Here is a 26981-nt window from a genome sequence, read left to right as displayed (position 1 = left end):
CGAGGATCGGCCAGCCGGAGAGCGGCGGGGCCCTGCGTCTGCAAAGGAAACGCCAACTCCGGGCGCCCGTAGGAATCTTGACGTCAATCGGTGTGTTCTTGTGATGTGCAGGACACCCCGGCGGAGCATGACCGGTTGTACAACGTAAGCTGTACCGGTGCTGATTCGCGGCAAGTGGGGCGATACTGCGCGACACCAGGCATAGGGTCTGCCGCGCGGACGGCCGGGCGGCGTGTCCGAAATAGTCACCATTGGGTCAGCAGTGTAGAACGGGAGATGTGACGGCGATGGCTACGGAAACTCTCCAGCTCCGCTGCGCGTGTGCCGTCCGTGCGTGTGCCGTCAGCGGCCCGGGCGGCGGGCGATGACACCGGCCGGAACGGCACGCGCCGGTGATCCGGAGCGCAGCACCCTCGACAAGGCCGCGGACGAGAACTTTCCCGTGGCGCCGTTCTTCCTGCCCAGGGCCTGGCGGGCCGACCTCATGGCCGTCTACGGCTTCGCGCGGCTCGTCGACGACATCGGCGACGGGGACCTCGCCCCCGGCGGCGCGGACGCACGCCTCCTGGGCGTGTCCCCCGAAGAGGCGAAGGACCGGCTCGTCCTGCTCGACGCGTTCGAGGCGGACCTGCGCAAGGTCTTCGACTCGACCCCGGGCCACCCGCTCCTGCGCCGCCTGCAGCCCACCGTCCGCCGCACCGGCCTGACCCCCGAGCCCTTCCTCGGCCTGATCGCCGCGAACCGCCAGGACCAGCTCGTCAAGCGGTACGAGACCTACGACGACCTGCTCGCCTACTGCGAACTGTCCGCGAACCCGGTCGGCCGCCTCGTCCTGTCCGTCACCGGCACCTCCACCCCCGAGCGGGTCCGCCTCTCCGACGCGGTCTGCACCGCCCTGCAGATCGTCGAACACCTCCAGGACGTCGCCGAGGACCTCGGCCGCGACCGCATCTACCTTCCCGCCGAGGACATGAAGCGCTTTCACGTCCAGGAGGCGGATCTCGCCACGCCCACGGCAGGCGCATCGGCGCGCGCACTGGTTGCATACGAAGCAGAACGCGCCCGGAACCTCCTGAATGAAGGCACCCCCCTCGTGGGTAGCGTCCACGGCAGGCTGAAGCTGCTGCTCGCGGGGTTCGTGGCAGGAGGAAGGGCGGCGATCCGGGCGATCGCCGCCGCCGAATACGACGTACTTCCCGGCCCGCCGAAGCCCGGCAAGATCCAGTTGCTGCGCGAGGTGGGAGTGACTCTGCGAGGAGAGGGGTGATCCGGACCGTGGAGTCGGAACCACACATGTCCGCACCGGTACTCGCCGCTTACGGCTACTGCGAGGCGGTCACCGGGCAGCAGGCCCGGAATTTCGCGTACGGCATCCGGCTGCTGCCGACGCCCAAGCGGCGGGCCATGTCCGCGCTGTACGCGTTCTCACGGCGCGTCGACGACATCGGTGACGGAACGCTCGCCCCCGAGGTCAAGGCGAAGCGGCTGGAGGAGACCCGGGCGCTGCTCGGCCGGATCCGCGACCGCTCGGTCGACGAGGACGACACCGACCCGGTCGCCGTCGCCCTGCGGCACACGGCCGACCACTTCCCGGTGCCGCTCGACGGCCTCGACGAACTCATCGACGGCGTGCTCATGGACGTCCGCGACGAGACGTACGAGACCTGGGACGACCTGAAGGTCTACTGCCGCTGTGTCGCCGGAGCCATCGGCCGCCTCTCGCTCGGCGTCTTCGGTACGGAACCGGGGGCGCGCGGCGCCGAGCGGGCGCCGGAGTACGCGGACACCCTCGGGCTCGCGCTGCAACTCACCAACATCCTCAGGGACGTTCGCGAGGACGCCGAGAACGGCCGGACGTACCTGCCCGCGGACGACCTCGCGAAGTTCGGCTGCTCGGCAGGGTTCAAGGGACCGCGCCCGCCGGAGGGCTCCGACTTCGCGGGCCTCGTGCACTTCGAGGTGCGCCGGGCCCGCGCGCTCTTCGCCGAGGGCTACCGGCTGCTGCCCATGCTGGACCGCCGCAGCGGCGCCTGTGTCGCCGCGATGGCGGGCATCTACCGCCGTCTCCTGGACCGCATCGAGCGCGAACCGGAGGCCGTCCTGCGCGGCCGGGTCTCGCTCCCCGGACGCGAGAAGGCGTACGTCGCCGTGCGCGGCCTCTCCGGCCTCGACGCCCGGCACGTCTCCCGCCGAACCGTCAGGAGGCGCGCTTGATGGACACTCCGGGCCAAGCTGACGCAAGTACCTGGAAACGGCGCGCAACCCTCCAGCCCGGGACGGCGTCCCTGACTGCATCGGCCGCCCGTGCCCCGCTCCACCGGCACGGCGAGGCCGCGGGGGAAGGTGCACGATGAACGACACCACGCAGGACGAGGGGCCCGATGCCGGCTCCCCGGGACGCCCCACGACGGCCGTAGTGGTCGGCGGGGGGCTCGCGGGAACGACCGCGGCGCTCGCGCTGGCCGACGCGGGCGTGCGGGTCACGCTGCTCGAAGGCAGGCCCCGCCTGGGCGGGCTCGCCTTCTCCTTCCGGCGCGACGGGCTCACCGTGGACAACGGCCAGCATGTGTACCTGCGCTGCTGCACGGCCTACCGCTGGTTCCTCGACCGCGTCGAAGGGGCCGCGCTCGCGCCGCTCCAGGACCGTCTGGACGTACCCGTCCTCGACGTGGAGGCGCCGGCCGGACGGCGGCTCGGCAGAATCGGCAGAACAGCGCTGCCCGTCCCGCTGCATCTGGCGCGCAGCCTCGCGACCTACCCGCATCTCTCGCTCGCCGAGCGCGCCAGGGTCGGCCGTGCCGCTCTGGCGCTCAAAGGACTCGACCTCGCCGATCCGGCGCTCGACGCGCAGAACTTCGGCGACTGGCTGACCGCGCACGGTCAGTCGGAGCGGGCCATCGAGGCACTGTGGGACCTGGTGGGGGTCGCCACCCTCAACGCGGTGGCCGGCGACGCCTCGCTCGGGCTCGCCGCGATGGTGTTCAAGACCGGTCTGCTGTCCGACCCGGGCGCCGCCGACATCGGCTGGGCGCGCGTCCCGCTGGGTGAACTGCACGACCGCCTCGCCCGCAAGGCGCTCGACTCCGCGGGAGTCCGTACCGAGGTCCGTACACGAGTCACCTCCATCTCCCCTCACGAGAACGGGCGTTGGAGCGTATCGGTTCCCGGCGAGACGCTCGACGCCGACACGGTCGTGCTCGCCGTACCGCAGCGCGAGGCGCACGATCTGCTGCCCGAGGGCGCGCTCGACGCCCCCGAGCGCCTGCTGGAGATCGGCACGGCGCCGATCCTCAACATCCACGTCGTCTACGACCGCAAGGTCCTCAGCCGGCCGTTCTTCGCCGCGCTCGGCTCCCCGGTGCAGTGGGTCTTCGACCGCACCGAGGCGTCCGGGCTGGGGGAGGGCCAGTACCTCGCGCTCTCCCAGTCGGCCGCGCAGGACGACATCGACGCACCGGTCGCGGCGCTGCGCGAGAAGTACCTGCCGGAACTGGAGCGGCTGCTGCCGCACACCAGGCACGCGCAGGTCCGGGACTTCTTCGTGACCAGGGAGCGTACGGCGACGTTCGCCCCGACCCCCGGCGTCGGACGGCTGCGGCCCGGCGCCCACACCAAGGCATCCGGCCTGTACCTGGCCGGCGCGTGGACCGCCACAGGGTGGCCCGCGACCATGGAGAGTGCGGTCCGCAGCGGAGTGAGCGCGGCCGACGCCGCTCTCACAGCCCTGGGCCGGCCCACCGACCATCTCTTCGAGCTCTTCGAGGAGGCGGCGTGACGCTCCAGCAGAGCGCGGCTGGCTCCCGCACCCCCCGTATCGCAAATAGAGGAGAGACTGTGCCCACTGTGCCCCCGGCATCGAAGGCTGCCGACGCGGTGGACGTGACCGCGCTCCTGGAGCGCGGCCGGACCCTGGCCTCACCTGTCCTGCGGGCGGCCATCGACCGCCTCGCACCCCCCATGGACACCGTCGCCGCCTACCACTTCGGCTGGATCGACGCCGCGGGCAACCCCGCCGAGGGCGACGGCGGCAAGGCCGTGCGCCCCGCTCTCGCCGTGCTGTCCGCCGAAGCGGCCGGCGCCGCGCCCGAGGTGGGCGTGCCGGGCGCGGTCGCCGTGGAGCTGGTGCACAACTTCTCCCTCCTGCACGACGACCTGATGGACGGCGACGAGCAGCGCCGCCACCGTGACACCGTCTGGAAGGTGCACGGCCCCGCCCAGGCGATCCTCGTCGGCGACGCCCTGTTCGCGCTGGCCAACGAACTGCTCCTGGAACTCGGCACGGTCGAGGCGGGCCGCGCCACCCGCCGGCTCACCACCGCCACCCGCGCGCTGATCGACGGCCAGGCCCAGGACATCTCCTACGAGCACCGCGACCGCGTCAGCGTCGAGGAGTGCCTGGAGATGGAGGGCAACAAGACCGGCGCCCTGCTCGCCTGCGCCTGCTCCATCGGCGCGGTCCTCGGCGGCGCCGACGACCGCACGGCGGACACGCTGGAGAAGTACGGCTACCACCTCGGCCTCGCCTTCCAGGCCGTCGACGACCTGCTCGGCATCTGGGGCGACCCGGTGTCCACCGGCAAGCAGACCTGGAGCGACCTGCGCCAGCGCAAGAAGTCCCTGCCCGTCGTGGCCGCGCTCGCGGCCGGCGGCCCGGCCTCCGAGCGGCTGGGCGAACTGCTCGCCGCGGACGCCAAGAGCAGCGACTTCGAGAACTTCTCCGAGGAGGAGTTCGCCGTGCGCGCCGCGCTCATCGAGGAGGCGGGCGGCCGCGAGTGGACCGCCCAGGAGGCGCGCCGCCAGCACACCGTCGCCGTCGAGGCCCTCGACACGATCGACATGCCGGACCGGGTGCGGGCTCAGTTCGTGGAGCTCGCCGACTTCGTCGTCGTACGAAAGAGATGATCACTATCGGTCGAATAGCCCTCGCGTAGTCGCCGGCCGGTGCTGCGGAAGAACGAGCACCGGCCGACGGCGGACCCAGCAGAGACATGCCACTGCACGAAGGGGAAGCCATGACAGCGACGACCGACGGAAGCACCGGGGCCCTCCCGCCCCGCGCAGCCTCGGCCAGCGACATCCGGACAGAATCGACTCCCGCGGCGGCCGGGACAGCCGATATCCGAGAGACCGCCACGCGCGCGATACAGCGTGCCACCGACTTCCTGCTGACCACGCAGGACGCCGAGGGCTGGTGGAAGGGCGACCTGGAGACCAACGTCACCATGGACGCCGAGGACCTGCTGCTCCGTCAGTTCCTGGGCATCGACGACGAGAAGACCACACAGGCCGCCGCGCTGTTCATCCGCGGCGAGCAGCGCGAGGACGGCACCTGGGCCTCCTTCTACGGCGGACCGGGCGAACTGTCCACCACCGTCGAGGCGTACGTGGCGCTGCGGCTGGCCGGTGACCTGCCGGACGATCCGCACATGGCGCGCGCGTCCGCCTGGATCCGGGAGCGCGGCGGCATCGCGTCGGCCCGGGTCTTCACTCGGATCTGGCTCGCCCTGTTCGGCTGGTGGAAGTGGGACGACCTCCCCGAACTGCCCCCGGAGCTCATCTGGTTCCCGAAGTGGATGCCGCTCAACATCTACGACTTCGGCTGCTGGGCCCGGCAGACCATCGTGCCGCTCACCGTCGTCTCCGCGAAGCGCCCGGTCCGTCCCGCGCCCTTCGCGCTGGACGAGCTGCACGCTGACCCCCGTAACCCCAACCCGGTCAAACCCTTCGCCCCGGTGGCCAGTTGGGACGGCGCGTTCCAGCGGCTCGACCGGGCCCTGCACGCCTACCGCAAGGTCGCGCCGCGCCGGCTGCGGCGGGCCGCGATGAACACCGCGGCCCGCTGGATCATCGAGCGCCAGGAGAACGACGGCTGCTGGGGCGGCATCCAGCCGCCCGCCGTCTACTCGGTCATCGCGCTCCACCTGCTCGGCTACGACCTCCAACACCCCGTGATGCGCGAGGGACTTGCCTCCCTGGACCGCTTCGCGGTGTGGCGCGAGGACGGGGCGCGGATGATCGAGGCCTGTCAGTCACCGGTGTGGGACACCTGCCTGGCGACCATCGCGCTCGCCGACGCGGGCGTGCCCGCCGACCACCCGCAGATGGTGCGGGCGGCGGACTGGATGCTAGGGGAGGAGATCGTCCGCCCCGGTGACTGGGCGGTCAAGCGGCCCGGACTCCCGCCCGGCGGCTGGGCGTTCGAGTTCCACAACGACAACTACCCCGACATCGACGACACCGCCGAGGTGGTCCTCGCGCTGCGCCGGGTCAGGCACCACGACCCGGAGCGGGTGGAGAAGGCCATCGGGCGCGGGGTGCGCTGGAACCTCGGCATGCAGTCGAAGAACGGCGCGTGGGGCGCCTTCGACGTCGACAACACCAGCCCCTTCCCGAACCGGCTGCCGTTCTGCGACTTCGGCGAGGTCATCGACCCGCCGTCCGCCGACGTCACCGCGCACGTCGTGGAGATGCTCGCGGTCGAGGGCCTGGCCCACGACCCGCGCACCCGCCGGGGCATCGAGTGGCTGCTCGCCGAACAGGAGGCCAACGGCTCCTGGTTCGGCCGCTGGGGCGTCAACTACGTGTACGGCACGGGGTCGGTGGTGCCCGCACTGGTCGCCGCGGGACTGCCCGGCTCGCATCCCGCGATCCGGCGGGCCGTGGCCTGGCTGGAGACCGTGCAGAACGACGACGGGGGCTGGGGCGAGGACCTGCGCTCCTACCACGACGTCGCCGAGTGGAGCGGGCGCGGCGAGTCGACCGCCTCCCAGACCGCGTGGGCGCTGCTGGCGCTGCTCGCGGCCGGGGAGCGGGAGTCCAAGGCCGTCGAGCGCGGCATCGCCTGGCTCGCACAGACCCAGCTGGCGGACGGCTCCTGGGACGAGCCGTACTTCACCGGCACCGGGTTCCCGTGGGACTTCTCCATCAACTACCACCTCTACCGGCAGGTGTTCCCCCTCACCGCACTGGGCCGGTACGTCAACGGCGAACCGTTCGCCGACCTGCACAGCGGCGCCCAGAGCGCCTTCGGCAGGGCGAGCTGATGAGCGCGACACCGGGCGCCGCCCCGCTGCTGATCGCCTGCGCGCTGGGCATCGAGCGGTTCGCCCTGCGCACGGGCGGCGACCGGGGCGGCGCCGAAGGACCGGTCACCGTGCTGCGCACGGGCATGGGTCCCGCCGCCGCCGAGCGGGCGGTCGGCAAGGCGCTGGCCGGTCCCGCGATGCGCGGGGCGGCCGTCCTGGCCACGGGCTTCTGTGCCGGGCTCGCCCCCGGTATGCATCCGGGAGACCTGGTCGTCGCCGAGGAGACCCGGGACACGCACGGCAGCACGCCGTGCGTGGGCACCGGGCTGCTCGTCGGGGAACTGCGGCGTGCCCTGCCCGGGCGGGCCGTCCACACGGGACCGCTCGCCGGTTCCGATCACGTGGTCCGCGGTCCCGAACGGTCGGCTCTGTACGCGACCGGCGCGCTCGCGGTCGACATGGAGTCGGCGGCAACACTCCGCAGCGCGGTCCGCGCGGGCGAGCGCCCGGTTGCCGCCGTACGGGTGGTCGTGGACGCCCCGGAACATGAACTCGTCCGGATCGGCACGGTACGCGGTGGAATATCAGCCTTCCGTGTTCTTCATGCCGTTCTTCCTGTTTTCTATGAATGGCACCGTTCTTTGCTGCTCCCCAGGAGGTGAGCCAGATGGCCATGCCGCTTCGCCAGACCATCAAGGTCGCGACGTATCTCATGGAACAGAAACTCCGCAAGCGGGACAAGTTTCCGCTGATCGTCGAACTGGAACCGCTGTACGCCTGCAATCTCGCGTGCGAGGGCTGCGGCAAGATCCAGCACCCGGCCGGCGTGCTCAAGCAGCGCATGCCGGTGGCGCAGGCCGTGGGGGCGGTGCTCGAATCCGGTGCGCCGATGGTGTCCATCGCCGGCGGCGAACCCCTGATGCACCCTCATATCGACGAGATCGTGCGGCAGTTGGTGGCCAAGAAGAAGTACATCTTCCTGTGCACCAACGCCATGCTGCTGCGCAAGAAGATGGACAAGTTCACACCCTCGCCGTACTTCGCGTTCGCCGTGCACATCGACGGCCTGCGCGAGCGGCACGACGAGTCCGTCGCCAAGGAGGGGGTGTTCGACGAGGCGGTCGCGGCCATCAAGGAGGCCAAGCGGCGCGGCTTCCGGGTGACCACCAACTCGACCTTCTTCAACACCGACACCCCGCAGACGATCATCGAGGTGCTGAACTACCTCAATGACGACCTGAAAGTGGACGAGATGATGATCTCGCCCGCCTACGCCTACGAGAAGGCGCCCGACCAGGAGCACTTCCTGGGCGTGGAGCAGACCCGCGAGCTGTTCAAGAAGGCGTTCGCCGGCGGCAACCGGCTGCGCTGGCGGCTCAACCACTCCCCGCTCTTCCTGGACTTCCTGGAGGGCAAGGTCGACTTCCCCTGCACGGCGTGGGCGATCCCCAACTACTCGCTGTTCGGCTGGCAGAAGCCCTGCTACCTGATGAGCGACGGGTACGTCACGACGTACAAGGACCTGATCGAGAAGACCGACTGGGACGCGTACGGCCGCGGCAAGGACCCGCGCTGCGCCAACTGCATGGCGCACTGCGGTTACGAGCCGACGGCGGTCATGGCCACCATGGGCTCCCTCAAGGAGTCGCTGCGGGCCGCCCGCGAGACCGTCTCGGGAAACCGCGGGTGACGTGATGACCGCCATCTCCTTGGGCCTCCCCGAGGTGCCGGTCCGGCCGATCGCGGAACGCCGTGTCGCACGGCGGATCCAGGTCGGACCGGTGGCGGTCGGGGGCGGCGCGCCCGTCTCGGTGCAGTCGATGACGACCACGCGTACGTCGGACATCGGCGCCACCCTGCAGCAGATCGCCGAACTCACCGCGTCCGGCTGCCAGATCGTCCGCGTCGCCTGCCCCACGCAGGACGACGCGGACGCGCTGGCCACCATCGCGCGCAAGTCGCAGATCCCGGTCATCGCGGACATCCACTTCCAGCCGAAGTACGTGTTCGCCGCGATCGAGGCGGGCTGTGCGGCGGTCCGGGTCAACCCCGGCAACATCAAGCAGTTCGACGACAAGGTGAAGGAGATCGCGCGGGCCGCCAAGGACCACGGCACACCGATCCGGATCGGGGTCAACGCCGGCTCGCTGGACCGGCGCCTGCTCCAGAAGTACGGGAAGGCCACCCCCGAAGCGCTGGTCGAGTCGGCGCTGTGGGAGGCGTCCCTCTTCGAGGAACACGGCCTGCGGGACATCAAGATCTCGGTCAAGCACAACGACCCGGTCGTGATGGTCAACGCCTACCGGCAGCTCGCGGCGCAGTGCGACTACCCGCTGCACCTCGGGGTGACCGAGGCGGGCCCCGCCTTCCAGGGCACCATCAAGTCCGCGGTCGCCTTCGGGGCGCTGCTCAGCGAGGGCATCGGCGACACCATCCGGGTGTCCCTGAGCGCCCCGCCCGCCGAGGAGTGCAAGGTCGGCATCCAGATCCTGGAGTCGCTCGGGCTGCGGCAGCGCCGCCTGGAGATCGTGTCCTGCCCGTCCTGCGGACGGGCCCAGGTCGACGTCTACAAGCTCGCCGACGAGGTCACGGCCGGCCTGGAGGGCATGGAGGTGCCCCTGCGCGTCGCGGTCATGGGCTGCGTCGTCAACGGGCCGGGAGAAGCACGCGAGGCGGACCTGGGGGTTGCCTCCGGCAACGGCAAGGGACAGATCTTCGTCCGCGGCGAGGTCATCAGGACCGTCCCCGAGTCGAAGATCGTGGAGACCCTCATCGACGAGGCGATGAAGATCGCCGAGCAGATGGAGGCGGACGGCGTCGCATCGGGCGAGCCGGAGGTCACGGTGCCGGGGCAACCCACCGGCACGGCGAGTTAGCTGCAGCACGGACCGAGAGGGGGCCGAGCGTGACGATTCTGGAGACCATCCGGGGACCACGCGACCTGAAGGCGCTGTCCGAGACCCAGATAGGCCAAGTGGCCGAGGAGATCCGGGAGTTCCTGGTGCACGCGGTCGCCAGGACCGGCGGCCATCTGGGACCCAACCTGGGGGTGGTGGAACTGTCCATCGCGCTCCACCGGGTCTTCGAGTCACCGACCGACCGCATCCTGTGGGACACCGGCCACCAGAGCTATGTGCACAAGCTGCTGACCGGGCGTCAGGACTTCTCCAAGCTGCGCAGCAAGGGCGGCCTCTCCGGCTACCCCTCGCGCGAGGAGTCCGAGCACGACATCATCGAGAACAGCCACGCGTCCACCGCGCTGGGCTGGGCCGACGGCCTCGCCAAGGCCCGCCAGGTGCAGGGGGAGAAGGGGCACGTCGTCGCGGTCATCGGCGACGGCGCGCTCACCGGCGGCATGGCCTGGGAGGCGCTGAACAACATCGCCGCCGCCAAGGACCGCCCGCTGATCATCGTCGTCAACGACAACGAACGCTCGTACTCGCCGACCATCGGCGGCCTCGCCAACCACCTGGCGACCCTGCGCACCACCGACAGCTACGAGAAGGTGCTGGCCTGGGGCAAGGACGTCCTGCTGCGCACCCCCGTCGTCGGCGGCACGCTCTACGAGTCGCTGCACGGCGCGAAGAAGGGCTTCAAGGACGCGTTCGCCCCGCAGGGCATGTTCGAGGACCTGGGGCTGAAGTACGTCGGGCCGATCGACGGACACGACACGGGCGCGGTCGAGTCGGCGCTGCGGCGCGCGAAACGCTTCCACGGGCCCGTACTCATCCATTGTCTGACGGAGAAGGGGCGCGGGTACGAGCCCGCGCTCGCGCACGAGGAGGACCGTTTCCACACGGTCGGCGTCATGGACCCGCTCACCTGCGAGCCCCTGGCCCCCTCCAACGGCCCGTCCTGGACCTCGGTGTTCGGCGACGAGATCGTACGCATCGGCGAGGAACGCGAGGACGTCGTCGCGATCACGGCGGCCATGCTGCACCCCGTGGGCCTCGCGAAGTTCGCCGAGAGGTTCCCCGACCGGGTCTGGGACGTCGGCATCGCCGAGCAGCACGCCGCGGTGTCCGCGGCCGGCCTCGCGACCGGCGGACTGCACCCGGTCGTCGCCGTGTACGCGACCTTCCTCAACCGGGCCTTCGACCAGCTCCTCATGGATGTCGCGCTGCACCGCTGCGGAGTGACGTTCGTGCTGGACCGGGCCGGGATCACCGGCGTCGACGGTGCCTCCCACAACGGCATGTGGGACCTGTCCGTCCTCCAGGTCGTGCCCGGGCTCAGGATCGCCGCGCCGCGCGACGCCGACCAGCTCCGGGCCCAGCTGCGCGAGGCCGTCGCCGTCGACGACGCCCCCACGCTGATCCGCTTCCCCAAGGAGTCGGTGGGGCCCGAGGTCCCGGCGGTCGACCGGGTCGGCGGGGTGGACGTGCTGCACCGCGGCGAGCGGGCCGACGTGCTGCTCGTCGCCGTCGGTGTGATGGCGCCGGTGTGCCTGCACGCGGCCGAGCTGCTTGAGGCCCGGGGCATCGGCTGCACGGTGGTGGACCCGCGCTGGGTCAAGCCCGTGGATCCCGCGCTGCCCGGCCTCGCCGCCGGGCACCGGCTGGTCGCGGTCGTCGAGGACAACAGCAGGGCCGCCGGGGTGGGCGCGGCGGTCGCGCTCGCTCTGGGGGACGCCGAAGTCGACGTGCCGGTACGGCGGTTCGGCATCCCCGAACAGTTCCTCGCGCACGCCAAACGGGGAGAGGTGCTGGCCGACATCGGGCTGACCCCCGTCGAGATCGCGGGTCGCATCAGCGCGAGCCTGGCGGTCCGGGAGGCCGACGGGGTGCCCGAGGCGGCCAGGAAGCGGAGGGCCGGGAAACAGGGTGCCGGGAAACAGGGTGCCGCCGGCAAGCCGGCCGCAAAGACGCGTGTGTCCAAGGAGAAACCGGAATGACCACCAGCAAGTCCCAGGAGTTCGACCTCGGCAGCCTCCTCGCCGGGCGCGGAGCCGAGCGCTACGAGCTGCACGCCAAGTACCTGAACCACCAGCTGCCGCGCATGCTGCGCACCATCGGCTTCGACAAGGTCTACGAGCGGGCGGAGGGCGCCCACTTCTGGGACGCGGACGACAACGACTACCTGGACATGCTCGCCGGGTTCGGGGTGATGGGCCTCGGCCGCCATCACCCCGTCGTCCGCAAGGCGCTGCACGACGTCCTCGACGCCCAGCTCGCCGACCTCACCCGCTTCGACTGCCAGCCCCTGCCCGGACTGCTGGCGGAGCAGCTGCTGACGCACAGCCCGCACCTGGACCGGGTGTTCTTCGGCAACAGCGGGACGGAGGCCGTCGAGACCGCACTGAAGTTCGCCCGGTACGCCACCGGCAGACCGCGTGTCCTGTACTGCGCGCACGCCTTCCACGGCCTGACCACCGGATCGCTGTCCGTCAACGGCGAGGACGGCTTCCGCGACGGCTTCGCCCCGCTGCTGCCCGACACCGCCGTCCCGCTCGGCGACCTCGACGCCCTGGCGGCGGAGCTGAGGAAGGGCGACGTCGCCGCCCTGATCGTCGAACCGATCCAGGGCAAGGGCGTGCACGAGTCGCCGCCCGGCTATCTGCGCGACGCCCAGGAACTGCTCCACCAGCACAAGGCGCTGCTCATCGCGGACGAGGTGCAGACCGGGCTCGGCCGCACCGGGGACTTCTACGCCTACCAGCACGAGGACGGCGTCGAACCGGACCTCGTCTGCGTGGCGAAGGCACTGTCGGGCGGTTACGTGCCCGTGAGCGCCACCCTCGGCAAGGACTGGATCTTCAAGAAGGTCTACTCGTCCATGGACCGGGTCCTCGTGCACTCCGCGAGCTTCGGCTCCAACGCCCAGGCCATGGCCGCCGGCCTTGCCGTGCTGTCGGTCATGGAGAACGAGCAGATCGTGGCGAACGCCCGCGCCACGGGGGAGCGGCTGAAGTCCCGGCTCACGGCGCTCGTGGACCGGTACGAGCTGCTGAGCGACGTCCGCGGGCGCGGGCTGATGATCGGCATCGAGTTCGGCCGGCCCACCTCGCTGAAACTGCGCAGCCGCTGGGCGATGCTGCAGGCCGCGCGCAAGGGGTTGTTCGCGCAGATGGTGGTCGTGCCGCTGCTGCAGCGGCACCGGATCCTCACGCAGGTGTCCGGCGACCACCTGGAGGTGATCAAGCTGATTCCGCCGCTCGTCATCGGTGAGCGGGATGTCGACCGGTTCGTGGACGCGTTCACCGCCGTGATGGATGACGCGCACAGTGGGGGTGGGCTGATGTGGGACTTCGGCAAGACGCTGGTGAAACAGGCGGTGGCGAACCGGTGAGGGCCCGCAGGGCCCTGCGGTAGCGGGTCCCCTGCGGGCCGGTGGGGGCCGTTCGCGCAGTTCCCCGCGCCCCTAAAAGATTGCGCAGTTCCCACCGGCCCGCACCTTTGCCTTGTTGCCTCTGAGGCAAGTCATTTGCCTCTGAGGCAACGCTGCGGCTCAATAGAGGCATGAACCCTGTCCAGGGTACGCACCCCACCGTCGCCCCCCAGCTACGCGCCCTGCGCCGCCGCGCATCCCTCACCCTGGAGTCCGCGGCCGGCGCAGCCGGACTCTCCCCCGCGCATCTCTCCCGGCTGGAGACCGGTCAGCGCCAGCCCTCCCTGCCCATGCTGCTCGCCCTCGCCCGTATCTACGGCACCACCGTCTCCGACCTGCTCGGCGAGACGGTCACCGAGCGGGACGCCGTCGTGCGCTCCGCCGACATGGAGCCCACGAAGGCCGGCGGCTGGACGTACTGGCAGGCCGGCGCCGCCGGACGCGGCATGCAGTCCCTGCGCGTGCACGTCCCCTACGGGACGCAGGGCGACATCGTGCGGGTCCACCCCGGCGAGGAGTGGCTGTACGTCCTCCAGGGACGGCTGCGCCTGCGCCTCGGGGACACCGCGCACGTCCTCGAACCCGGCGACAGCGCCCACTTCGACTCGCTGACCCCGCACCGGATCGCCGCCGCGGACCGGGACGGGGCCGAGCTCCTCTTCGTACACACCCTGCTGCAGAGTCCGACAGCCGCGCTGTGCCTCGGACCGACGACGACCACGACGACTTCCGGAGAATCCTCATGAAGGACATCGAGGAGAAGTTCCCGCGCGCGCTGTGGGTACGGCTCATCATCTATGTGGCGGTCGGGCACGTCTTCGCCGCCTTCATCTACCTGCTGTTCACCCTCGGGGCCAGCAACCAGTAGCGGACCGGGGCCGCGGCCCCGGTCAGTCGAGGAACCGCTGCCGCAGCCGCTCCCGTATCTCGGGGGTCACGCCGAGAGCCTGCTCCAGATACGCGTCGACCCCGCCCCAGGTCTCCTCGATCGTGTCGAACGCCGCCGCCAGGTACTCGGCACGTGCGTCGAACAGCGGGCTGAGCAGCTCCATCACCTCGGGGGTGTACGCGGAGGAGGCGGAGCTGCTGCGGTGCACCTTGTAGCGGCGGTGTGCCGCGTTCGACTCCAGGTAGTCCGTCACGATGGCCTCGCGCTCGACGCCCACGGCGAGGAGCGTCACGGCGACGGAGAGGCCGGCCCGGTCCTTGCCCGCCGCGCAGTGCATCAGGGCCGGGACGCTGTCCTCGGCCAGCGCGTGCAGCACCTGCCGGTGCTCGGCCGTGCGCTCCTTGATGATCGTGCGGTAGGACGCGATCATGCGGTTCGCCGCCCGGCCGTCCGAGAGCAGCTCACGCAGCTCGTCCACGTTCCCGTCGCGGACCATCTTCCAGAACTCGGCGCCGTCGGCGGGGTCCGTCAGCGGAAGGTTCACATTGCGCACCCCGGGCAGCTCGACGTCGGCGCCCTCCAGCCGCTGGTCGGCCGCGTTGCGGAAGTCGAAGATCGTGTGCAGGCCCAGCGAGGCGAGGAACGCGGCGTCCGACGCCGTCGCGTGCGCGAGGTGGCCGCTGCGGAACAGCCGTCCGTACGCCACCCGCCGGCCGTCCACCGTCGGCAGGCCCCCCACGTCGCGGAAGTTGCGTACGCCGGTCAGCTCGGGCTCGGTCGACGGGGCCTGCTGCGTCACGGGGGCTCCTCCCCTCGGCCACCGACGCGGCTCGTCGGCGAGGTGCGTATCCGACGATACGACATCGGTTCGTGGGCCAATGAGTTGTCCACAGGCGTTGCCCGAAGGGCAGGTCGGCCCTGATGATGTTGGGGCTTGAGCGTGCCTGTTCGAATATGTGAGGGCTTGATGGTAGAGATCGGCGCAGACGGCCGTACGTGGCTTCTTTCGGGACCCACGAGCAGTTACGGCCTGCGGCTCGGTGACGAGGACGAGCTGCTTCATCTGCACTGGGGCCCGAGGATCGCGCTCGCCGACGCCGAGGCGCTCGCCGCGGGCCCGGGTCCCGAGTACTGGGCCTTCGAGGCGACCCTCGACGGCCACGAGGAGTACCCGGTCGAGGGCGGCCCCCGCTTCGTACGGCCCGCGCTGTCGGTGCGCACACCGCAGAGGCGCGGCACCGAATGGCGCTTCGAGGGGTACGAGACCGGCGGCGCCGACGGGCAGGGGGCCGAGGGAGCCGGCGGTGACGAGCTGCGGCTGCGGTTCTCCGACTCCGGGCTCGGCATCACCCTGCACTACCGGATGCGGGCCGGCACCGACGTCGTCGAGCGCTGGGTGACCCTCGCCAACGAAGGGCCCGCCCTGGAGGTGCTGCGCGCCGACTCCGCGACCTGGACGCTGCCGCGGCGCGACGGCTGGCGGCTGTCCCAGCTGCACGGGCGGTGGGCGGCCGAATCCCGGCTCGTACGCTCCGAACTCACCTACGGCGAGAAGATCATCGGCAGCCGGCGCGGGCACACCGGGCATCAGCACCTGCCCTGGGTCGCGCTGGACGCGGACGGCACGGCGACCGAGGAGCTGGGCGAGGTCTACGGCTGCGCGCTGGCCTGGTCGGGGACCTGGCGGATCGCGGTGGCCCAACTGCCCGACGCGCGCGTGCAGATCACCGGCGGGGCCGGATACGACGACTCGGGCCTACTGCGGCTGGAGCCGGGGGAGACCTTCGTCACCCCCGTCTTCGCGGGGCTGTGGAGCGACGGCGGCTTCGGCGGGGCGAGCCGCGCCTGGCACGCGTACCAGCGCGCGTACGTGATCCCGGACGCGGAGCGGGACCGGCCCGTGCTCTACAACTCCTGGGAGGCCACGGAGTTCGACATCTCCGAGGAGCAGCAGCGGGCGCTCGCCCGCCGGGCCGCCGACGCCGGTGTCGAGCTGTTCGTGGTCGACGACGGCTGGTTCGGGGCGCGCACCAGCGACCGGGCCGGCCTCGGCGACTGGACGGTCAACCGGGACCGCTTCCCGGGCGGGCTGAAGCCGCTGGGTGACCACGTGCACGGGCTCGGGATGCAGTTCGGCATCTGGGTCGAGCCCGAGATGGTCAACCCGGACAGTGAGCTGTACCGCGCGCACCCGGACTGGGTGCAGTTCCAGCCGGGACGGAAGCGGACGGAACTGCGCAATCAGCTCGTGCTCAACCTCGCACGCGAGGACGTCCAGGAATACCTGTGGGAACAGCTCGACGCACTGCTCTCCAGCGCGCCGATCGACTACGTGAAGTGGGACTTCAACCGCGCCTTCACGGACGCGGGCTGGCCCGGCGAGGCCTATCCGCAGCGGCTGTGGGTGGACCATGTGCACGCCCTGTACAAGCTGTTGGACCGGCTGCGGGCGGCCCACCCGGGTGTCGCCTTCGAGTCCTGCTCGGGCGGCGGCGGGCGGATCGACCTCGGGATCATGGCGCGTACGGACCAGGTGTGGACCTCCGACAACACGGACCCGCTCGACCGGCTCGCCATCCAGCACGGCTTCAGTCAGGTGCATCCCGCGCGGGCCATGGCCGCCTGGGTCACCGACAGCCCGAACACCCAGCTCAACGGACGTGTCAGCTCGCTGCGCTTCCGGTTCGTGAGCGCGATGGCCGGGGTCCTCGGCGTCGGCGGCGACCTCACCCGCTGGACCGAGGAGGAGCTGGCCGAGGCGCGGACCTGGGTGGAGCTCTACAAGGAGATCAGGCCCGTCGTGCAGCGCGGTGAGCTGCACCGGCTGCGGGCGCCGCAGGGCGGACTGAGCGCCGTCCAGTACGTCCGTGACGGCGAGGTCGTCGTCCTCGCCTGGCTCCAGGCCCAGCACTACGGCGAGCCTGCCCTGCCGGTGAGGCTGCGGGGCCTCGACCCGTCGGCATCGTACGAATGCCTCGAAACGGGCGAAGTCCACCGTGGTGCGGTGCTGTTGCATCACGGGCTGCGGACGGGGTTGCGCGGCGACCTCGATGCGGCAGTTATCCGCCTGCGTCGCATCTGACTGATCTGTCCGTAATGGAGCCTTCATTCCAACTAGCTCCGGAGTGAAGGCTCCTGAGGCGGTCCTTGGTGAGCAGCGTCATATCCGTGACGTTCCGCTGTCGCCATGCTCACGTAAGTCCGCTTTGTTTTCAGGGCTTTAACAAACCGAGGACGGTCCCCATTCACACAGGGTGACTGGTATTTCGGTCGAGGATCAAGAAAACGGGGCACACAGGAAACCCTCAAGCTTGTTTGCGCCTCTTCATGTCGCTTACGTTCACCTCCAATCCGGACGGACGCCCAATCCTGCCGCCGCCCGGAATCCGCACACTCACCCGTATGTGGCAGGAGCGGGGGACCCACAGGTAGTACGCCTGTTCCGGTCTCCGGAACGGCTTGGGGTTAAGTCGTGCGAAAGCACGGCCGGGCATCTCCAGCTCGCACCCGACAGCTCACCTCGCAGGCGCCGGAGAGGAATTCGTCATGCCCGCGAAGGGTAAGCACCGCCGTCCCAAGTCCCCGCGTTTCTCCCGCTCCATGGCCGTGGCCGGCACCGGGGGCGCAGCTCTCGCCCTTCCGCTGCTCGGCGCCACCGGAGCGCACGCCGCGACTCCGCAGACCGCCGCGGACTCCGTGGCGAGCGCCGCGAACGTCGCGAGCAAGTCCGTCGCCGCCGCTCCGGCCGCCGAGAAGCAGGCCGAGACGAAGAAGGTCACGACCAGGACCTACTCCGTGCGCTCGGGCGACTCCCTGTCGAAGATCGCCGACACGCAGGACGTCGACGGTGGCTGGAAGAAGCTGTACTCGGACAACCGCACGTCCATCGGCGGCGACCCGTCCCTCATCCACCCGGGTCTGAAGCTCGCCCTCGGTGGCAAGGCGGCGGCCGGCTCCGGCTCCACCGCCCCCAAGGCCGCCGACAAGTCCGCGGCCAAGAAGACGACCACGGCGTCCAAGGCCGCCGACACCTCGACGGCCACCGGCTTCACGCTGCCGGTCGCGGGGGCGTCCATCGGCACCTCGTACAAGATGTCGGGCAGCATGTGGTCCAGCGGGTACCACACCGGTGTCGACTTCGTCGTGCCCACCGGCACCGCGCTCAAGTCCGTCGGCGCGGGCACGGTCGTCTCCGCCGGATGGGGCGGCGCGTACGGCAACCAGGTCGTCATCCAGCTCGCCGACGGCCACTACGCCCAGTACGCCCACCTGTCCTCCCTCTCCGTCTCGGCCGGTCAGAGCGTGACCGGCGGACAGCAGGTCGGCCTCTCGGGTGCCACGGGCAACGTCACCGGCCCGCACCTGCACTTCGAGATCCGCACCACCCCGGACTACGGCTCGGACGTGGACCCGCTGGCCTACCTGCGCGCCAAGGGCGTCTCCGTCTGACACCCTCCGACGCCGCCTGACGCGGACCGACGCCCGCGGGCGTCGACCGATGTGAAGCTCCGAAGGCCGGACCCTGTGATCCCCGGGGTCCGGCCTTCGGCATGTCCGGGGCCGGACGGCCGGCGGGAACAGCGGCGGGGGCGGGGGCGTTCACAGGCGTTTCAGGCCCCCGGACGGTTCAGGACGCGCAGGAACTGATCCGTGAGCTGTCCGGTGTCGAGGCCGTCCGCGCTGCGCCCGGACAGGATGTGGAAGAAGGGCGGGCCGATCAGCAGCGCGGTCGCCTGTTCCGGCGAGAGGTCGGTGCCGCTCGGTTTCCGCACCGCCTCCACGACCTCCGCCGCGCTCTCCCCGAGGATGTCGCGGGACGCGAGCAGCGCGGCGACCTCCGCGTCGTGCTGGGCCTCGCCGATGAGGGCACGGTAGGCCGCGCCCGCGTCGGAGCGGGCCAGGAAGCCCACGAGTGCGTCGAGATAGGCCTTGAGGTCCTCGCGGGGATCCCCGCTGCGGGGCACGGACAGTTCCTGCCGGGCGTCGATGACGCTGGCCTCGTAGAGCACCTCCGCCTTGTTCGACCACCAGCGGTACACGGTCTGCCGGCCCACGCCCGCCCGCTCGGCGATGCCCTTCATGGTCAGGGCCGCGTACCCCACCTCCACCAGTAGGTCGTCGACGGCGTGCAGCACGGCGGCCCGTGCGCTCTCACTGCGGGGCCGTCCGCGGCCGCTTCCATCCACCATCCCGCAACTCTATACGAGGCACGGTGTCTCGAATGTGTTACCTTTACGGTGCACGGTGACTCGGAAATGGGTCTCCGGCCTCGTGCCGCCCGTCTCGCGGTAACGGCGCTGCATCACAAGCAATCTGACGCGGTGTCAGTGCCGTGCCCGGCAGGCCCCACCTGTCCCCACACCCGTCTCCACCCCTCATCCGTCCTTCATCCGTCCACTCACCTGCCCTCTTCAGGGCGAAGGAGGTCACGCTCATGCGTGCATTCGTCACCGGAGCGACCGGCTGGATCGGCTCCGCCGTGGTCGACGAGCTCGTCTCCACGGGCCACCAGGTCATCGGCCTGGCCCGGTCCGACCGGGCCGAGAAGGCCCTCGCCGCCAAGGGCGTCGGCATCCTCCGCGGCGACCTCGACGATCTCGGCTCGCTGCGGCGGGGCGCCGACCAGGCGGACGCGGTCATCCACCTGGCCAACAAGCACGACTGGGGCGATCCCGCCGAGTCCGACCGATCCGAGCGCGCCTCGGTCCGGGCGCTCGGCGACGCCCTCGCCGGGACCGGCCGCCCGTTCGTGGTCGCCGCGCCCCTCTCCGGCCTCGTCGAAGGGCGGCCCGCCACCGAGGACGACGTCTCGCCGGCCGTCGGCCCGGACTCCAACCGGGGCGGCAGCGAGAACCTCGCCCTGGACTACGTGGCCCAGGGCGTACGGACCGTGATCACGCGGTTCGCGCCGAGCGTCCACGGCCACGGCGACTGGGGGTTCGTCAACTTCCTCACCGCGGCCGCCCGCGAAAGGGGCGTCTCCGGTTACGTCGGCGACGGCACCGCCGCCTGGTCGGCGGTGCACCGCGACGACGCGGCCCGCCTCATCCGCCTCGGCATGGAACAGGCGCCCGCGGGGACGCGGCTGCACGCCGTCGCCGAGGAGACCGTCACCACCAAGGCCATCGCCGAGGCGGTCGGCCGCAGCCTCGGCCTGCCGGTCGCCTCCGTCGCACCGGGGGACGCCGGGCCCCATTTCGGCTTCGTCGGCCGCTTCTTCGCCTCCACCATGACCGCGTCCAGCGACGTGAGCAGGCGGCTGCTGTCCTGGGAGCCCACCGGGCCGACCCTGCTCGCGGACATCGACGCGGGCGCGTACACGGCCTGACGGCCACGGGCGCCGCGCGGCCCGAGGGGCGGGCCCGGTGAAGCGTGGGCGACGGTACGCCCTCCCACGCCCCCTCGCCCGTTTCGGCCCGCCCCGGCTCGCACCCACCCCACCCACCCCACCCGGCCCGACTCGCGCATCAACCCCGCTCGAAGGAGTCAGTGTCATGCCCACACCTCCGTACACCCTCGCGGAACCACGTGTCTCCGCCGCCCTGACCCGCATGTTCGAAGCCGCCGGCCATGACGACGAGACCGTGTCGCGGCTGAGGAGCGACCGGCCCCATGACTGGGGGGCGCGGACGGCGCAGGAGCTCGCCGACGCGGCGCAGGAGATCTACATGCCGGTCTCCGCCGACGGCGGCAAACTCCTCTACAACCTCGTCCGTGCCACCCGGCCCGCCAACGTCGTCGAGTTCGGCACCTCGTACGGCATCTCCACGCTCCACCTGGCCGCCGCCGTGCGCGACAACGGCACCGGCCGGGTCGTCACCACGGAGATGAGCCGGACCAAGGCGGCGTCGGCCCGCGACACCTTCGCCGCCACCGGTCTCGACGACGTGATCACCGTTCTTGAGGGCGACGCCCTGCGGACGCTCGCCGCACTGGGGCAGCCGGTCGACTTCCTGTTCCTGGACGGGTGGAAGGACCTCTGTCTGCCCGTCCTGCGGCTCCTTGAGCCGCACCTCGCGCCCGGCACCCTGGTCGTCGCCGACGACGTGGATCTGCCCGACCTCGGCCCCTACCTCGACCACGTGCGCGACACGGCCAACGGCTACCACAGCGTCACGTTCCCCGTCGAGGACGGCCTCGAAATCAGCTGCCGGCTCTGACCGGGTGCGTACGACACGGGGTTGAAACACCGGCAGCATCGACACGGGGCGTCGGGGGCGGCACAGTGATCAGTGATCCGCGCAAGCGCTTTCTGTCCGCGGACCGACCTGTCCCCGATGCCCTCGGTGTCGCCGAACCCCGGAGGAACCCCGTATGACGACCACACGCAGAGCGTTCGGAGCGCTGGCCGCGGGTGCCGGGCTCGCCGCGCTCGTGCCCGGACAGCAGGCGAGCGCCGCCGTCCGTCACGGGCGGGGCCGGGTCGTCGCCCGCGACGACTTCCGCCACGGGCTCGGCCAGTGGGTCACCGAGCTGCAGGACGGCGGCAGCGTCACCGCCTCCCGGGGCGTCCTGGACATCGACGTGCCCAGCGGGGCGACGGTCTGGTTCCGGCGTGCGCTCCGGGGGCCGTACGTCATCGAGTACACCGCCACACCGGTCTCCGCGGGCGGCGCCAACGACCGCGTCTCCGACCTCAACAACTTCTGGAACGCCACGGACGCGCGTTCACCCGACGACCTCTTCGCCACACCCCGCGGCGGCGCGCTCGCCGAGTACGACCACCTCAGGACGTACTACGTCGGTTACGGGGCCAACTCCAACACCACGACCAGGCTGCGCCGGTACGTCGGTGAGGCCGGTGTACGGCCGCTGATCTTCGACTACACCGAACCCCTGCTGACGGCCAACCGCCCCCACAGGGTCCGGATCGTCTCGGACGGGTCCACGGTCCGGTGGTGGAACAACGGACGGCTCGTCTTCGACTACACCGACCCGGAGCCGTACACGCGTGGGCACTTCGCCTTCCGGACCACCTGGAGTCACTTCGCGATTCAGGACTTCCAGGTCCGGGAGCTGCGGCAACGTCACTGAACGCGCCCCTTATTCCGGGATTGACCAACACTTGACGAGTGGCTTATCTCACCGGGCGTCAACCCCTTCCTACGGTCGCGTAGGTCACACGCCAAGGTGAATCATGGGCCGACGTGGCAGACGATTCGAAAGACGACAACAGATCAGTGATCGGGTCGTACGTGGCGGTGGGGGACAGCTTCACCGAGGGCGTCGGCGACCCGGGCCCGGACGGGGCGTTCGTCGGCTGGGCCGACCGGTTCGCGGTACTGCTCGCGGACCGGCGGCCCGAGGGCGACTTCGATTACACCAACCTCGCGGTTCGCGGGAAGCTGCTCGACCAGATCGTCGAGCACCAGTTGCGGCGGGCCAGGGAGCTCGCGCCGGACCTGGTCTCCTTCTGCGCGGGCGGCAACGACATCATCCGGCCGGGCACCGATCCCGACGAGGTCGCGGAGCGCTACGAGCGTGCCGTCGCCGACCTCACGTCGGCCGTCGGCACGGTCCTCGTGACCACCGGCTTCGACACCCGTGGCGTACCCGTGCTCCGGCACATGCGGGGCAAGATCGCCACGTACAACCTCCATCTGCGGGCCATCGCGGACCGGTACAAATGTCCGGTGCTCGACCTGTGGTCCCTCAAGACCATCCAGGACCGGCGGGCCTGGGACGGCGACCGGCTCCATCTCTCGCCCGAGGGGCACACGCGGGTCGCGCTGCGCGCCGGACAGGTCCTCGGCCTTGAGGTGCCCGCGGACCCGGACCAGCCCTGGCCCGTGCTGCCGCCGCGCGGCACGCTGGAGGTGCGGCGGGACAACATCCACTGGGCGCGCGAGTACCTGGTGCCGTGGATCGGCCGGCGGCTGCGCGGGGAGTCCTCGGGCGACCGTGTGGAAGCGAAGGGGAGCCTGTCTCCGCACGACATCAAGTCGTGGATCGAGGCTGTGGCCTGAACGTCCGGATGTTCGGACGCCAGTGTGGTGAGTGTCTTGGATGTCTTAGGCGCCTGTACGTCTGAACGCCTGAACGTCTGAACGCTTGGAAGATGGTTGCCTCAGGCATCCGGAGTCTGGGGTTCGGCGGGCTGGGGCTCGACGCGGTCGAGCCCCAGTTCCCGGGCCAGTGCCTCGTCCACCCACTGCTGGGTGCGGGCGCGGGAGACCGCGCCGGGGTACGCCGTCATCTGCACGGCCAGCCCGTCCAGCAGGGCGGTCAGGCGCAGCGCCGTGGCCGTCGGATCCGGGCACCGGAACTCGCCCGCGGCCACGCCCTCGGCGATGACCTCGGTGAGCGCGGCCTTCCACTGCCGGTCCAGATCGCGGGTGACGTCCCGCAGCGCGGGCTCGCGCAGGGCCACCGCCCAGCCCTCGATCCACAGCCGCCAGCCCTTGGCCTGTCCGGTCGGCGCGTACCAGCGCACGGCGGCCCGCAGCCGCCGCAGGGCCGTCGTCCGGCGGCCGAGCAGCTTGCGCAGATGGGCGAGGTCGTCCTGGGCGGCGTACGTGAACGCGGCGGCGACCAGTTTCTCCTTGGTGGAGAAGTGATAGAGCACCAGGGCGTTGCTCACGCCGAGCGCGTTCGCCACATCGGCGATCCGCACCGCGGAGACACCGCGCTCCTCGATCTGCCCGATGGCGGCCCGCAACAACTCCTGCCGCCGCTCCGCCACACCCAACCGCACTCTCGCCACCGGGCAACCCTATTGCGTGGCCGGGGCTGCCCGGGGCGACAGGGGTGGTTACCGGCCGCTCGGGGACCTCGGCCGGTCGGGCTGTGCGTGAGCCGCCGACGGCCCGGTCCCGCCCGGTCCGGACGCGTGGGGGGCGGCGCCGACGCCGTCACGGAGGGGGCTTCCGTGGACGGGGCTTCAGCGGTACCAGCCGAAGCGGCCGGCGATCTCCGGCAGGCGGTCCGCGACGATGGCGTGCGCGGCCGCCCGCGGGGTCGAGCCGTCGGTCTCCGCGCGGGCGAGCGTCTGGTCGATCAGGGCGCGCATCGAGCGGCGCGTGTACGCGAACGCCTCCTCCGCGTCCGCCCCGATGTCACCGAACAGCGTCCACCACCACCAGGCGTTGGTACCGGAGTTGACCACGACGTCCGGCAGGACGGTGACCCCGCGCGCGGCGAGCAGTTCCTCCGCCTCGGGAAGGACGGGCATGTTGGCCGCCTCGACGATCCAACGGGCCCTGATCCGCTCCTGGTTGACGGTGTCGACGGCGTACGAGACCGCGGCCGGCACCAGCACCTCGGCATCCGCGGACAGCCAGGCGTCGCCGGGCAGTTCACGGTCGGCGGGGCGCAGGGCCGCGCGGTCGACCGTGCCGTACGTGTCCCGCGCGGCGAGCAGCGCGTCGACGTCCAGCCCCTCGGCGTTGACGATCGTGCCCTTCACGTCGGCGACCGCGACGACACGCAGCCCCGCGCGCGTGAGGAACCGTGCCGTGGCCCCGCCCATGGTGCCCAGGCCCTGCACGGCGACCCGGGTACCCGCGTACGCCACTGCGGCCCGGTCCAGCGCCGCCAGCACCGACTCGGCCACCCCGCAGCCGCCGACCAGCTCGTCCAGGCCGATGCCGTCCACCTCGACCGCGAACGCGTCCGCCAGCCGCCGGCGGGCCGCCTCCTCGTCGTCCAGCAGCGGGTACACCGCCTGGATCGACGACACGAGGCCCGCCTCGGCCGCCGCCCGGTCGACGAGATCCTGGGTGAGGCCGAGATCCTCGCCGGTGGTCCAGTGGTTCTCGATGTACGGGCGCATGGCCCGCAGGTAGCGCACGAGCAGGCCGTACGCCTCCGGGTCCTGGGGATCGCAGTCGATGCCCCCCTTGGCGCCGCCCAGCGGGATGTAACGGCCCTCCGGGTTGTAGTGCAGCGCCTCCTTCATGGTCATTCCCCGAGCCAGACCCGCGACCTCGGCCAGCGTGCACCCCGCCCGCATCCGCAGCCCGCCGCTGGAGACACCCCTGACCAGACGGTCCACGACCAAGTGGCCCTGACGGCCCGTGACGTGGTCGGTCCAGGTGAGCGACATCAAAGGGGTGCTGTCCGGGTCGTTCACAGGGTCTCCTCGGGAACAGGGATCGGCTTCGGAACGTTTCACCGGCTGGAAGCCGGGCGCACACAGCGTCCCGGCGCCGGTCCCGCACCCTCGCTACTGAATGATCGGTCAGTATTGGAAGTGCTGGGCACAACTGTCAATCGTGTCTGTCGACGTGCTGAACGGATCTTCGGTGTGAGTGATGGGGTACGGGGTGGTCGTCGCCGTGCTCGGCACGGACACCGCTCTGTCACGCGCCCGACCCGGCGCTGTCAGAGGCGGCGACCATAATGGATATTCAGACCGACCCACTGGAGGTGCCGTGACCGGCTCCCGTTCCCTGAGTTCCGGGCTCCGTGCTCTGCGCCCCGCCGCGTTCGGCGTGGATCCGAGTGGTGAGCGCATGGAGCGCATCCGCAGATCTCCGAACTACGCGGACGGCGTGTTCCGCAACCCCGAGGGCGCCCCTCGCCCGGACGGCGCCATGCGCGAGTTCGCGAAGTCCTACTTCCGCAAGGAGGAGCGTGTCCTGCGGTCCCCGGCGGGCGTCGTGCCGGTGCATGCCACGACCCTCGCCGACCTCGCGGCGCCGCCGGCCTCGGGGCTGCGGCTGACGTGGATGGGTCACTCCAGCGTGCTCGCGGAGATCGACGGACAGCGGGTGCTCTTCGACCCCGTCTGGGGCGAGAGGTGCTCCCCGTTCGCCTTCGCGGGGCCCAAGCGGCTGCATCCGGTGCCCGTGCCGCTGCCGGCGCTCGGCCCGGTCGACGTGGTCGTCATCTCCCACGACCACTACGACCACCTCGACCTGCCCACGATCAAGGCCCTGGCGGACACGGACACGCTGTTCGCGGTCCCCCTCGGCGTCGGCGCCCATCTGGAGCACTGGGGCGTCCCGGCGGACCGGCTGCGCGAGCTGGACTGGCACGAGGCGACGAAGGTCGGCGGGATCACCCTCACCGCCACGCCCGCCCGGCACTTCTGTGGCCGCGGTCTGCGCAACACACAGCACACTCTCTGGGCCTCCTGGGCGGTGGCGGGCGACGAGCACCGTATCTACCACAGCGGCGACACCGGCTATTTCACGGGCTTCAAGGACATCGGCCGTGAGTACGGCCCCTTCGACGCCACGATGATCCAGATCGGTGCTTACAGCGACTTCTGGCCTGACATCCATATGACGCCGGCAGAGGGCATGCGTGCCCACCTCGACCTCCAGGGCGACCGGCCCACCGGCGTGATGATGCCGATCCACTGGGCCACGTTCAATCTCGCCGGGCACCCGTGGGCCGAGCCGGGCGAGGGCACCGTCAGCGCCGCCCACGCGGTCGGCGCCCGGGTAGCGCTGCCCCGCCCGGGGGAGCCCTTCGAACCCACGGCGGAGACCGTTCCGTCCGAGCCCTGGTGGCGGGGCGTGGCTCTGGTGCCGAAGGGCGGCTGGCCCGCCATCGAGAAGACGGTCACCGAGAAGACGGTCGCCGAGGGGGCGGTCAGCGAGAAGGCGGTCGCCGAGGAGTCCGTCGTCGAGGAGGCGGCCGGCGAGAAGGGCGTCGGGGACACGGCGGTCGGTGACACTCCGCGTGACAAGGCGGCGGACAGCGGCGACCCGGAATCGGTGCCGGCCGGATGATCCGAGGCCGCCCGAAGGCGGTCATCGAGCACCAGGCGAGGGCCGAGGAGCGAACTGCTC

Annotated in this window: 24 protein-coding genes and 1 riboswitch; of the genes, 20 read left to right on the top strand and 4 right to left on the bottom strand. The window is 71.1% G+C overall.

What is annotated here, in order from left to right:
• The first annotated feature begins 364 nt into the window (after positions 1-364).
• The 13 genes from hpnC (at position 365) to ACFWGJ_RS20630 (ending at position 14220) form a co-directional block, all read left to right on the top strand.
• A complete protein-coding gene (gene hpnC / locus ACFWGJ_RS20690; RefSeq protein WP_387326463.1) occupies positions 365-1267 on the top strand; it encodes a squalene synthase HpnC in 903 nt (300 codons plus the stop codon).
• Positions 1264-2214, top strand: a complete 951-nt coding sequence (gene hpnD / locus ACFWGJ_RS20685; protein WP_387326461.1) for a presqualene diphosphate synthase HpnD — start codon at positions 1264-1266, stop codon at positions 2212-2214. Before hpnC ends, hpnD begins: the two co-directional genes overlap by 4 nt.
• The gene (locus ACFWGJ_RS20680) at positions 2214-2354 is read left to right on the top strand and encodes a DUF6380 family protein (protein ID WP_387326475.1); all 141 of its coding nucleotides are present in this window, start codon (positions 2214-2216) and stop codon (positions 2352-2354) included. Before hpnD ends, ACFWGJ_RS20680 begins: the two co-directional genes overlap by 1 nt.
• Positions 2351-3775, top strand: a complete 1425-nt coding sequence (gene hpnE / locus ACFWGJ_RS20675) for a hydroxysqualene dehydroxylase HpnE (RefSeq protein WP_387326458.1) — start codon at positions 2351-2353, stop codon at positions 3773-3775. The genes ACFWGJ_RS20680 and hpnE overlap by 4 nt, the downstream gene beginning before the upstream one ends.
• A 59-nt stretch (positions 3776-3834) precedes the next feature.
• Positions 3835-4902, top strand: coding sequence for a polyprenyl synthetase family protein (locus tag ACFWGJ_RS20670; protein WP_387326456.1), 1068 nt, complete (start codon positions 3835-3837; stop codon positions 4900-4902).
• Between the two features lie 110 nt (positions 4903-5012).
• Positions 5013-7043, top strand: coding sequence for a squalene--hopene cyclase (shc, locus tag ACFWGJ_RS20665; protein WP_387326453.1), 2031 nt, complete (start codon positions 5013-5015; stop codon positions 7041-7043).
• Positions 7043-7687: a 1-hydroxy-2-methyl-2-butenyl 4-diphosphate reductase gene (locus tag ACFWGJ_RS20660; RefSeq protein ID WP_387326451.1), complete on the top strand. Its 645-nt coding sequence runs from the start codon at positions 7043-7045 to the stop codon at positions 7685-7687. Before shc ends, ACFWGJ_RS20660 begins: the two co-directional genes overlap by 1 nt.
• 5 nt (positions 7688-7692) lie before the next feature.
• Complete coding sequence (gene hpnH / locus ACFWGJ_RS20655) at positions 7693-8715, top strand: adenosyl-hopene transferase HpnH (protein WP_107019951.1); 1023 nt, start codon at positions 7693-7695, stop codon at positions 8713-8715.
• A 4-nt stretch (positions 8716-8719) separates the two neighbouring features.
• Positions 8720-9901: a flavodoxin-dependent (E)-4-hydroxy-3-methylbut-2-enyl-diphosphate synthase gene (ispG, locus tag ACFWGJ_RS20650; RefSeq protein WP_387326448.1), complete on the top strand. Its 1182-nt coding sequence runs from the start codon at positions 8720-8722 to the stop codon at positions 9899-9901.
• Positions 9902-9930: 29 nt separating this feature from the next.
• Positions 9931-11919 (top strand): 1-deoxy-D-xylulose-5-phosphate synthase, encoded by a 1989-nt coding sequence (gene dxs, locus ACFWGJ_RS20645; RefSeq protein ID WP_387326445.1) that lies wholly within the window; start codon positions 9931-9933, stop codon positions 11917-11919.
• Positions 11916-13313 (top strand): aspartate aminotransferase family protein, encoded by a 1398-nt coding sequence (locus tag ACFWGJ_RS20640; protein WP_387326443.1) that lies wholly within the window; start codon positions 11916-11918, stop codon positions 13311-13313. The genes dxs and ACFWGJ_RS20640 overlap by 4 nt, the downstream gene beginning before the upstream one ends.
• Before the next feature lie 170 nt (positions 13314-13483).
• On the top strand, positions 13484-14098 hold the full coding sequence (locus tag ACFWGJ_RS20635; RefSeq protein WP_387326440.1) for a helix-turn-helix domain-containing protein: 615 nt from the start codon (positions 13484-13486) through the stop codon (positions 14096-14098).
• A complete protein-coding gene (locus ACFWGJ_RS20630; RefSeq protein ID WP_210887670.1) occupies positions 14095-14220 on the top strand; it encodes a DUF6126 family protein in 126 nt (41 codons plus the stop codon). The genes ACFWGJ_RS20635 and ACFWGJ_RS20630 overlap by 4 nt, the downstream gene beginning before the upstream one ends.
• 22 nt (positions 14221-14242) lie before the next feature.
• Here ACFWGJ_RS20630 and ACFWGJ_RS20625 read toward each other — a convergent pair whose 3' ends face one another.
• Positions 14243-15040 (bottom strand): tyrosine-protein phosphatase, encoded by a 798-nt coding sequence (locus ACFWGJ_RS20625; RefSeq protein ID WP_387326437.1) that lies wholly within the window; start codon positions 15038-15040, stop codon positions 14243-14245.
• Between the two features lie 168 nt (positions 15041-15208).
• Here ACFWGJ_RS20625 and ACFWGJ_RS20620 point away from each other — a divergent pair, with 168 nt between their 5' ends.
• Together ACFWGJ_RS20620 and ACFWGJ_RS20615 are read left to right on the top strand one after the other, a co-directional pair.
• Entirely contained in the window at positions 15209-17323 is a 2115-nt protein-coding gene (locus ACFWGJ_RS20620; RefSeq protein ID WP_387326472.1) for an alpha-galactosidase, read from the top strand.
• A 284-nt stretch (positions 17324-17607) separates the two neighbouring features.
• Positions 17608-17783: riboswitch (cyclic di-AMP (ydaO/yuaA leader) on the top strand.
• A 4-nt stretch (positions 17784-17787) separates the two neighbouring features.
• Positions 17788-18690 carry a peptidoglycan DD-metalloendopeptidase family protein gene (locus tag ACFWGJ_RS20615; RefSeq protein ID WP_387326434.1) on the top strand — a complete coding sequence of 301 codons (903 nt, stop codon included), beginning with the start codon at positions 17788-17790 and terminating at the stop codon, positions 18688-18690.
• 161 nt (positions 18691-18851) lie between these two features.
• Here the strand turns inward: ACFWGJ_RS20615 and ACFWGJ_RS20610 are convergent, their stop codons facing one another.
• Positions 18852-19430, bottom strand: coding sequence for a TetR/AcrR family transcriptional regulator (locus ACFWGJ_RS20610; RefSeq protein ID WP_387326431.1), 579 nt, complete (start codon positions 19428-19430; stop codon positions 18852-18854).
• Positions 19431-19675: 245 nt separating this feature from the next.
• On the opposite strand from ACFWGJ_RS20610, the gene ACFWGJ_RS20605 reads away from it, so the two are divergent.
• The 4 genes from ACFWGJ_RS20605 (at position 19676) to ACFWGJ_RS20590 (ending at position 23207) form a co-directional block, all read left to right on the top strand.
• Positions 19676-20569, top strand: a complete 894-nt coding sequence (locus ACFWGJ_RS20605; protein ID WP_387326428.1) for an SDR family oxidoreductase — start codon at positions 19676-19678, stop codon at positions 20567-20569.
• A gap of 166 nt (positions 20570-20735) precedes the next feature.
• Positions 20736-21401, top strand: a complete 666-nt coding sequence (locus tag ACFWGJ_RS20600; protein WP_387326425.1) for an O-methyltransferase — start codon at positions 20736-20738, stop codon at positions 21399-21401.
• A 154-nt stretch (positions 21402-21555) separates the two neighbouring features.
• Positions 21556-22275, top strand: coding sequence for a DUF6250 domain-containing protein (locus ACFWGJ_RS20595; protein WP_387326421.1), 720 nt, complete (start codon positions 21556-21558; stop codon positions 22273-22275).
• 146 nt (positions 22276-22421) lie between these two features.
• Positions 22422-23207, top strand: coding sequence for an SGNH/GDSL hydrolase family protein (locus tag ACFWGJ_RS20590; RefSeq protein WP_387326469.1), 786 nt, complete (start codon positions 22422-22424; stop codon positions 23205-23207).
• Positions 23208-23308: 101 nt separating this feature from the next.
• On the opposite strand, the gene ACFWGJ_RS20585 is transcribed toward ACFWGJ_RS20590, so the two are convergent.
• Together ACFWGJ_RS20585 and ACFWGJ_RS20580 are read right to left on the bottom strand one after the other, a co-directional pair.
• The gene (locus ACFWGJ_RS20585; RefSeq protein ID WP_387326418.1) at positions 23309-23944 is read right to left on the bottom strand and encodes a TetR/AcrR family transcriptional regulator; all 636 of its coding nucleotides are present in this window, start codon (positions 23942-23944) and stop codon (positions 23309-23311) included.
• A 177-nt stretch (positions 23945-24121) separates the two neighbouring features.
• Entirely contained in the window at positions 24122-25285 is a 1164-nt protein-coding gene (locus ACFWGJ_RS20580; protein WP_387326466.1) for a Glu/Leu/Phe/Val dehydrogenase dimerization domain-containing protein, read from the bottom strand.
• A gap of 328 nt (positions 25286-25613) precedes the next feature.
• On the opposite strand from ACFWGJ_RS20580, the gene ACFWGJ_RS20575 reads away from it, so the two are divergent.
• The gene (locus ACFWGJ_RS20575) at positions 25614-26921 is read left to right on the top strand and encodes an MBL fold metallo-hydrolase (protein ID WP_387326415.1); all 1308 of its coding nucleotides are present in this window, start codon (positions 25614-25616) and stop codon (positions 26919-26921) included.
• Positions 26922-26981 lie beyond the last annotated feature (60 nt).

The organism is Streptomyces sp. NPDC060205 (assembly GCF_042728395.1).
In the GTDB taxonomy this organism is placed as follows: Bacteria; Actinomycetota; Actinomycetes; order Streptomycetales; family Streptomycetaceae; genus Streptomyces.
Note: the sequence above shows the minus strand (reverse complement) of the source record. Positions and strands in the feature narration are given on the sequence as shown.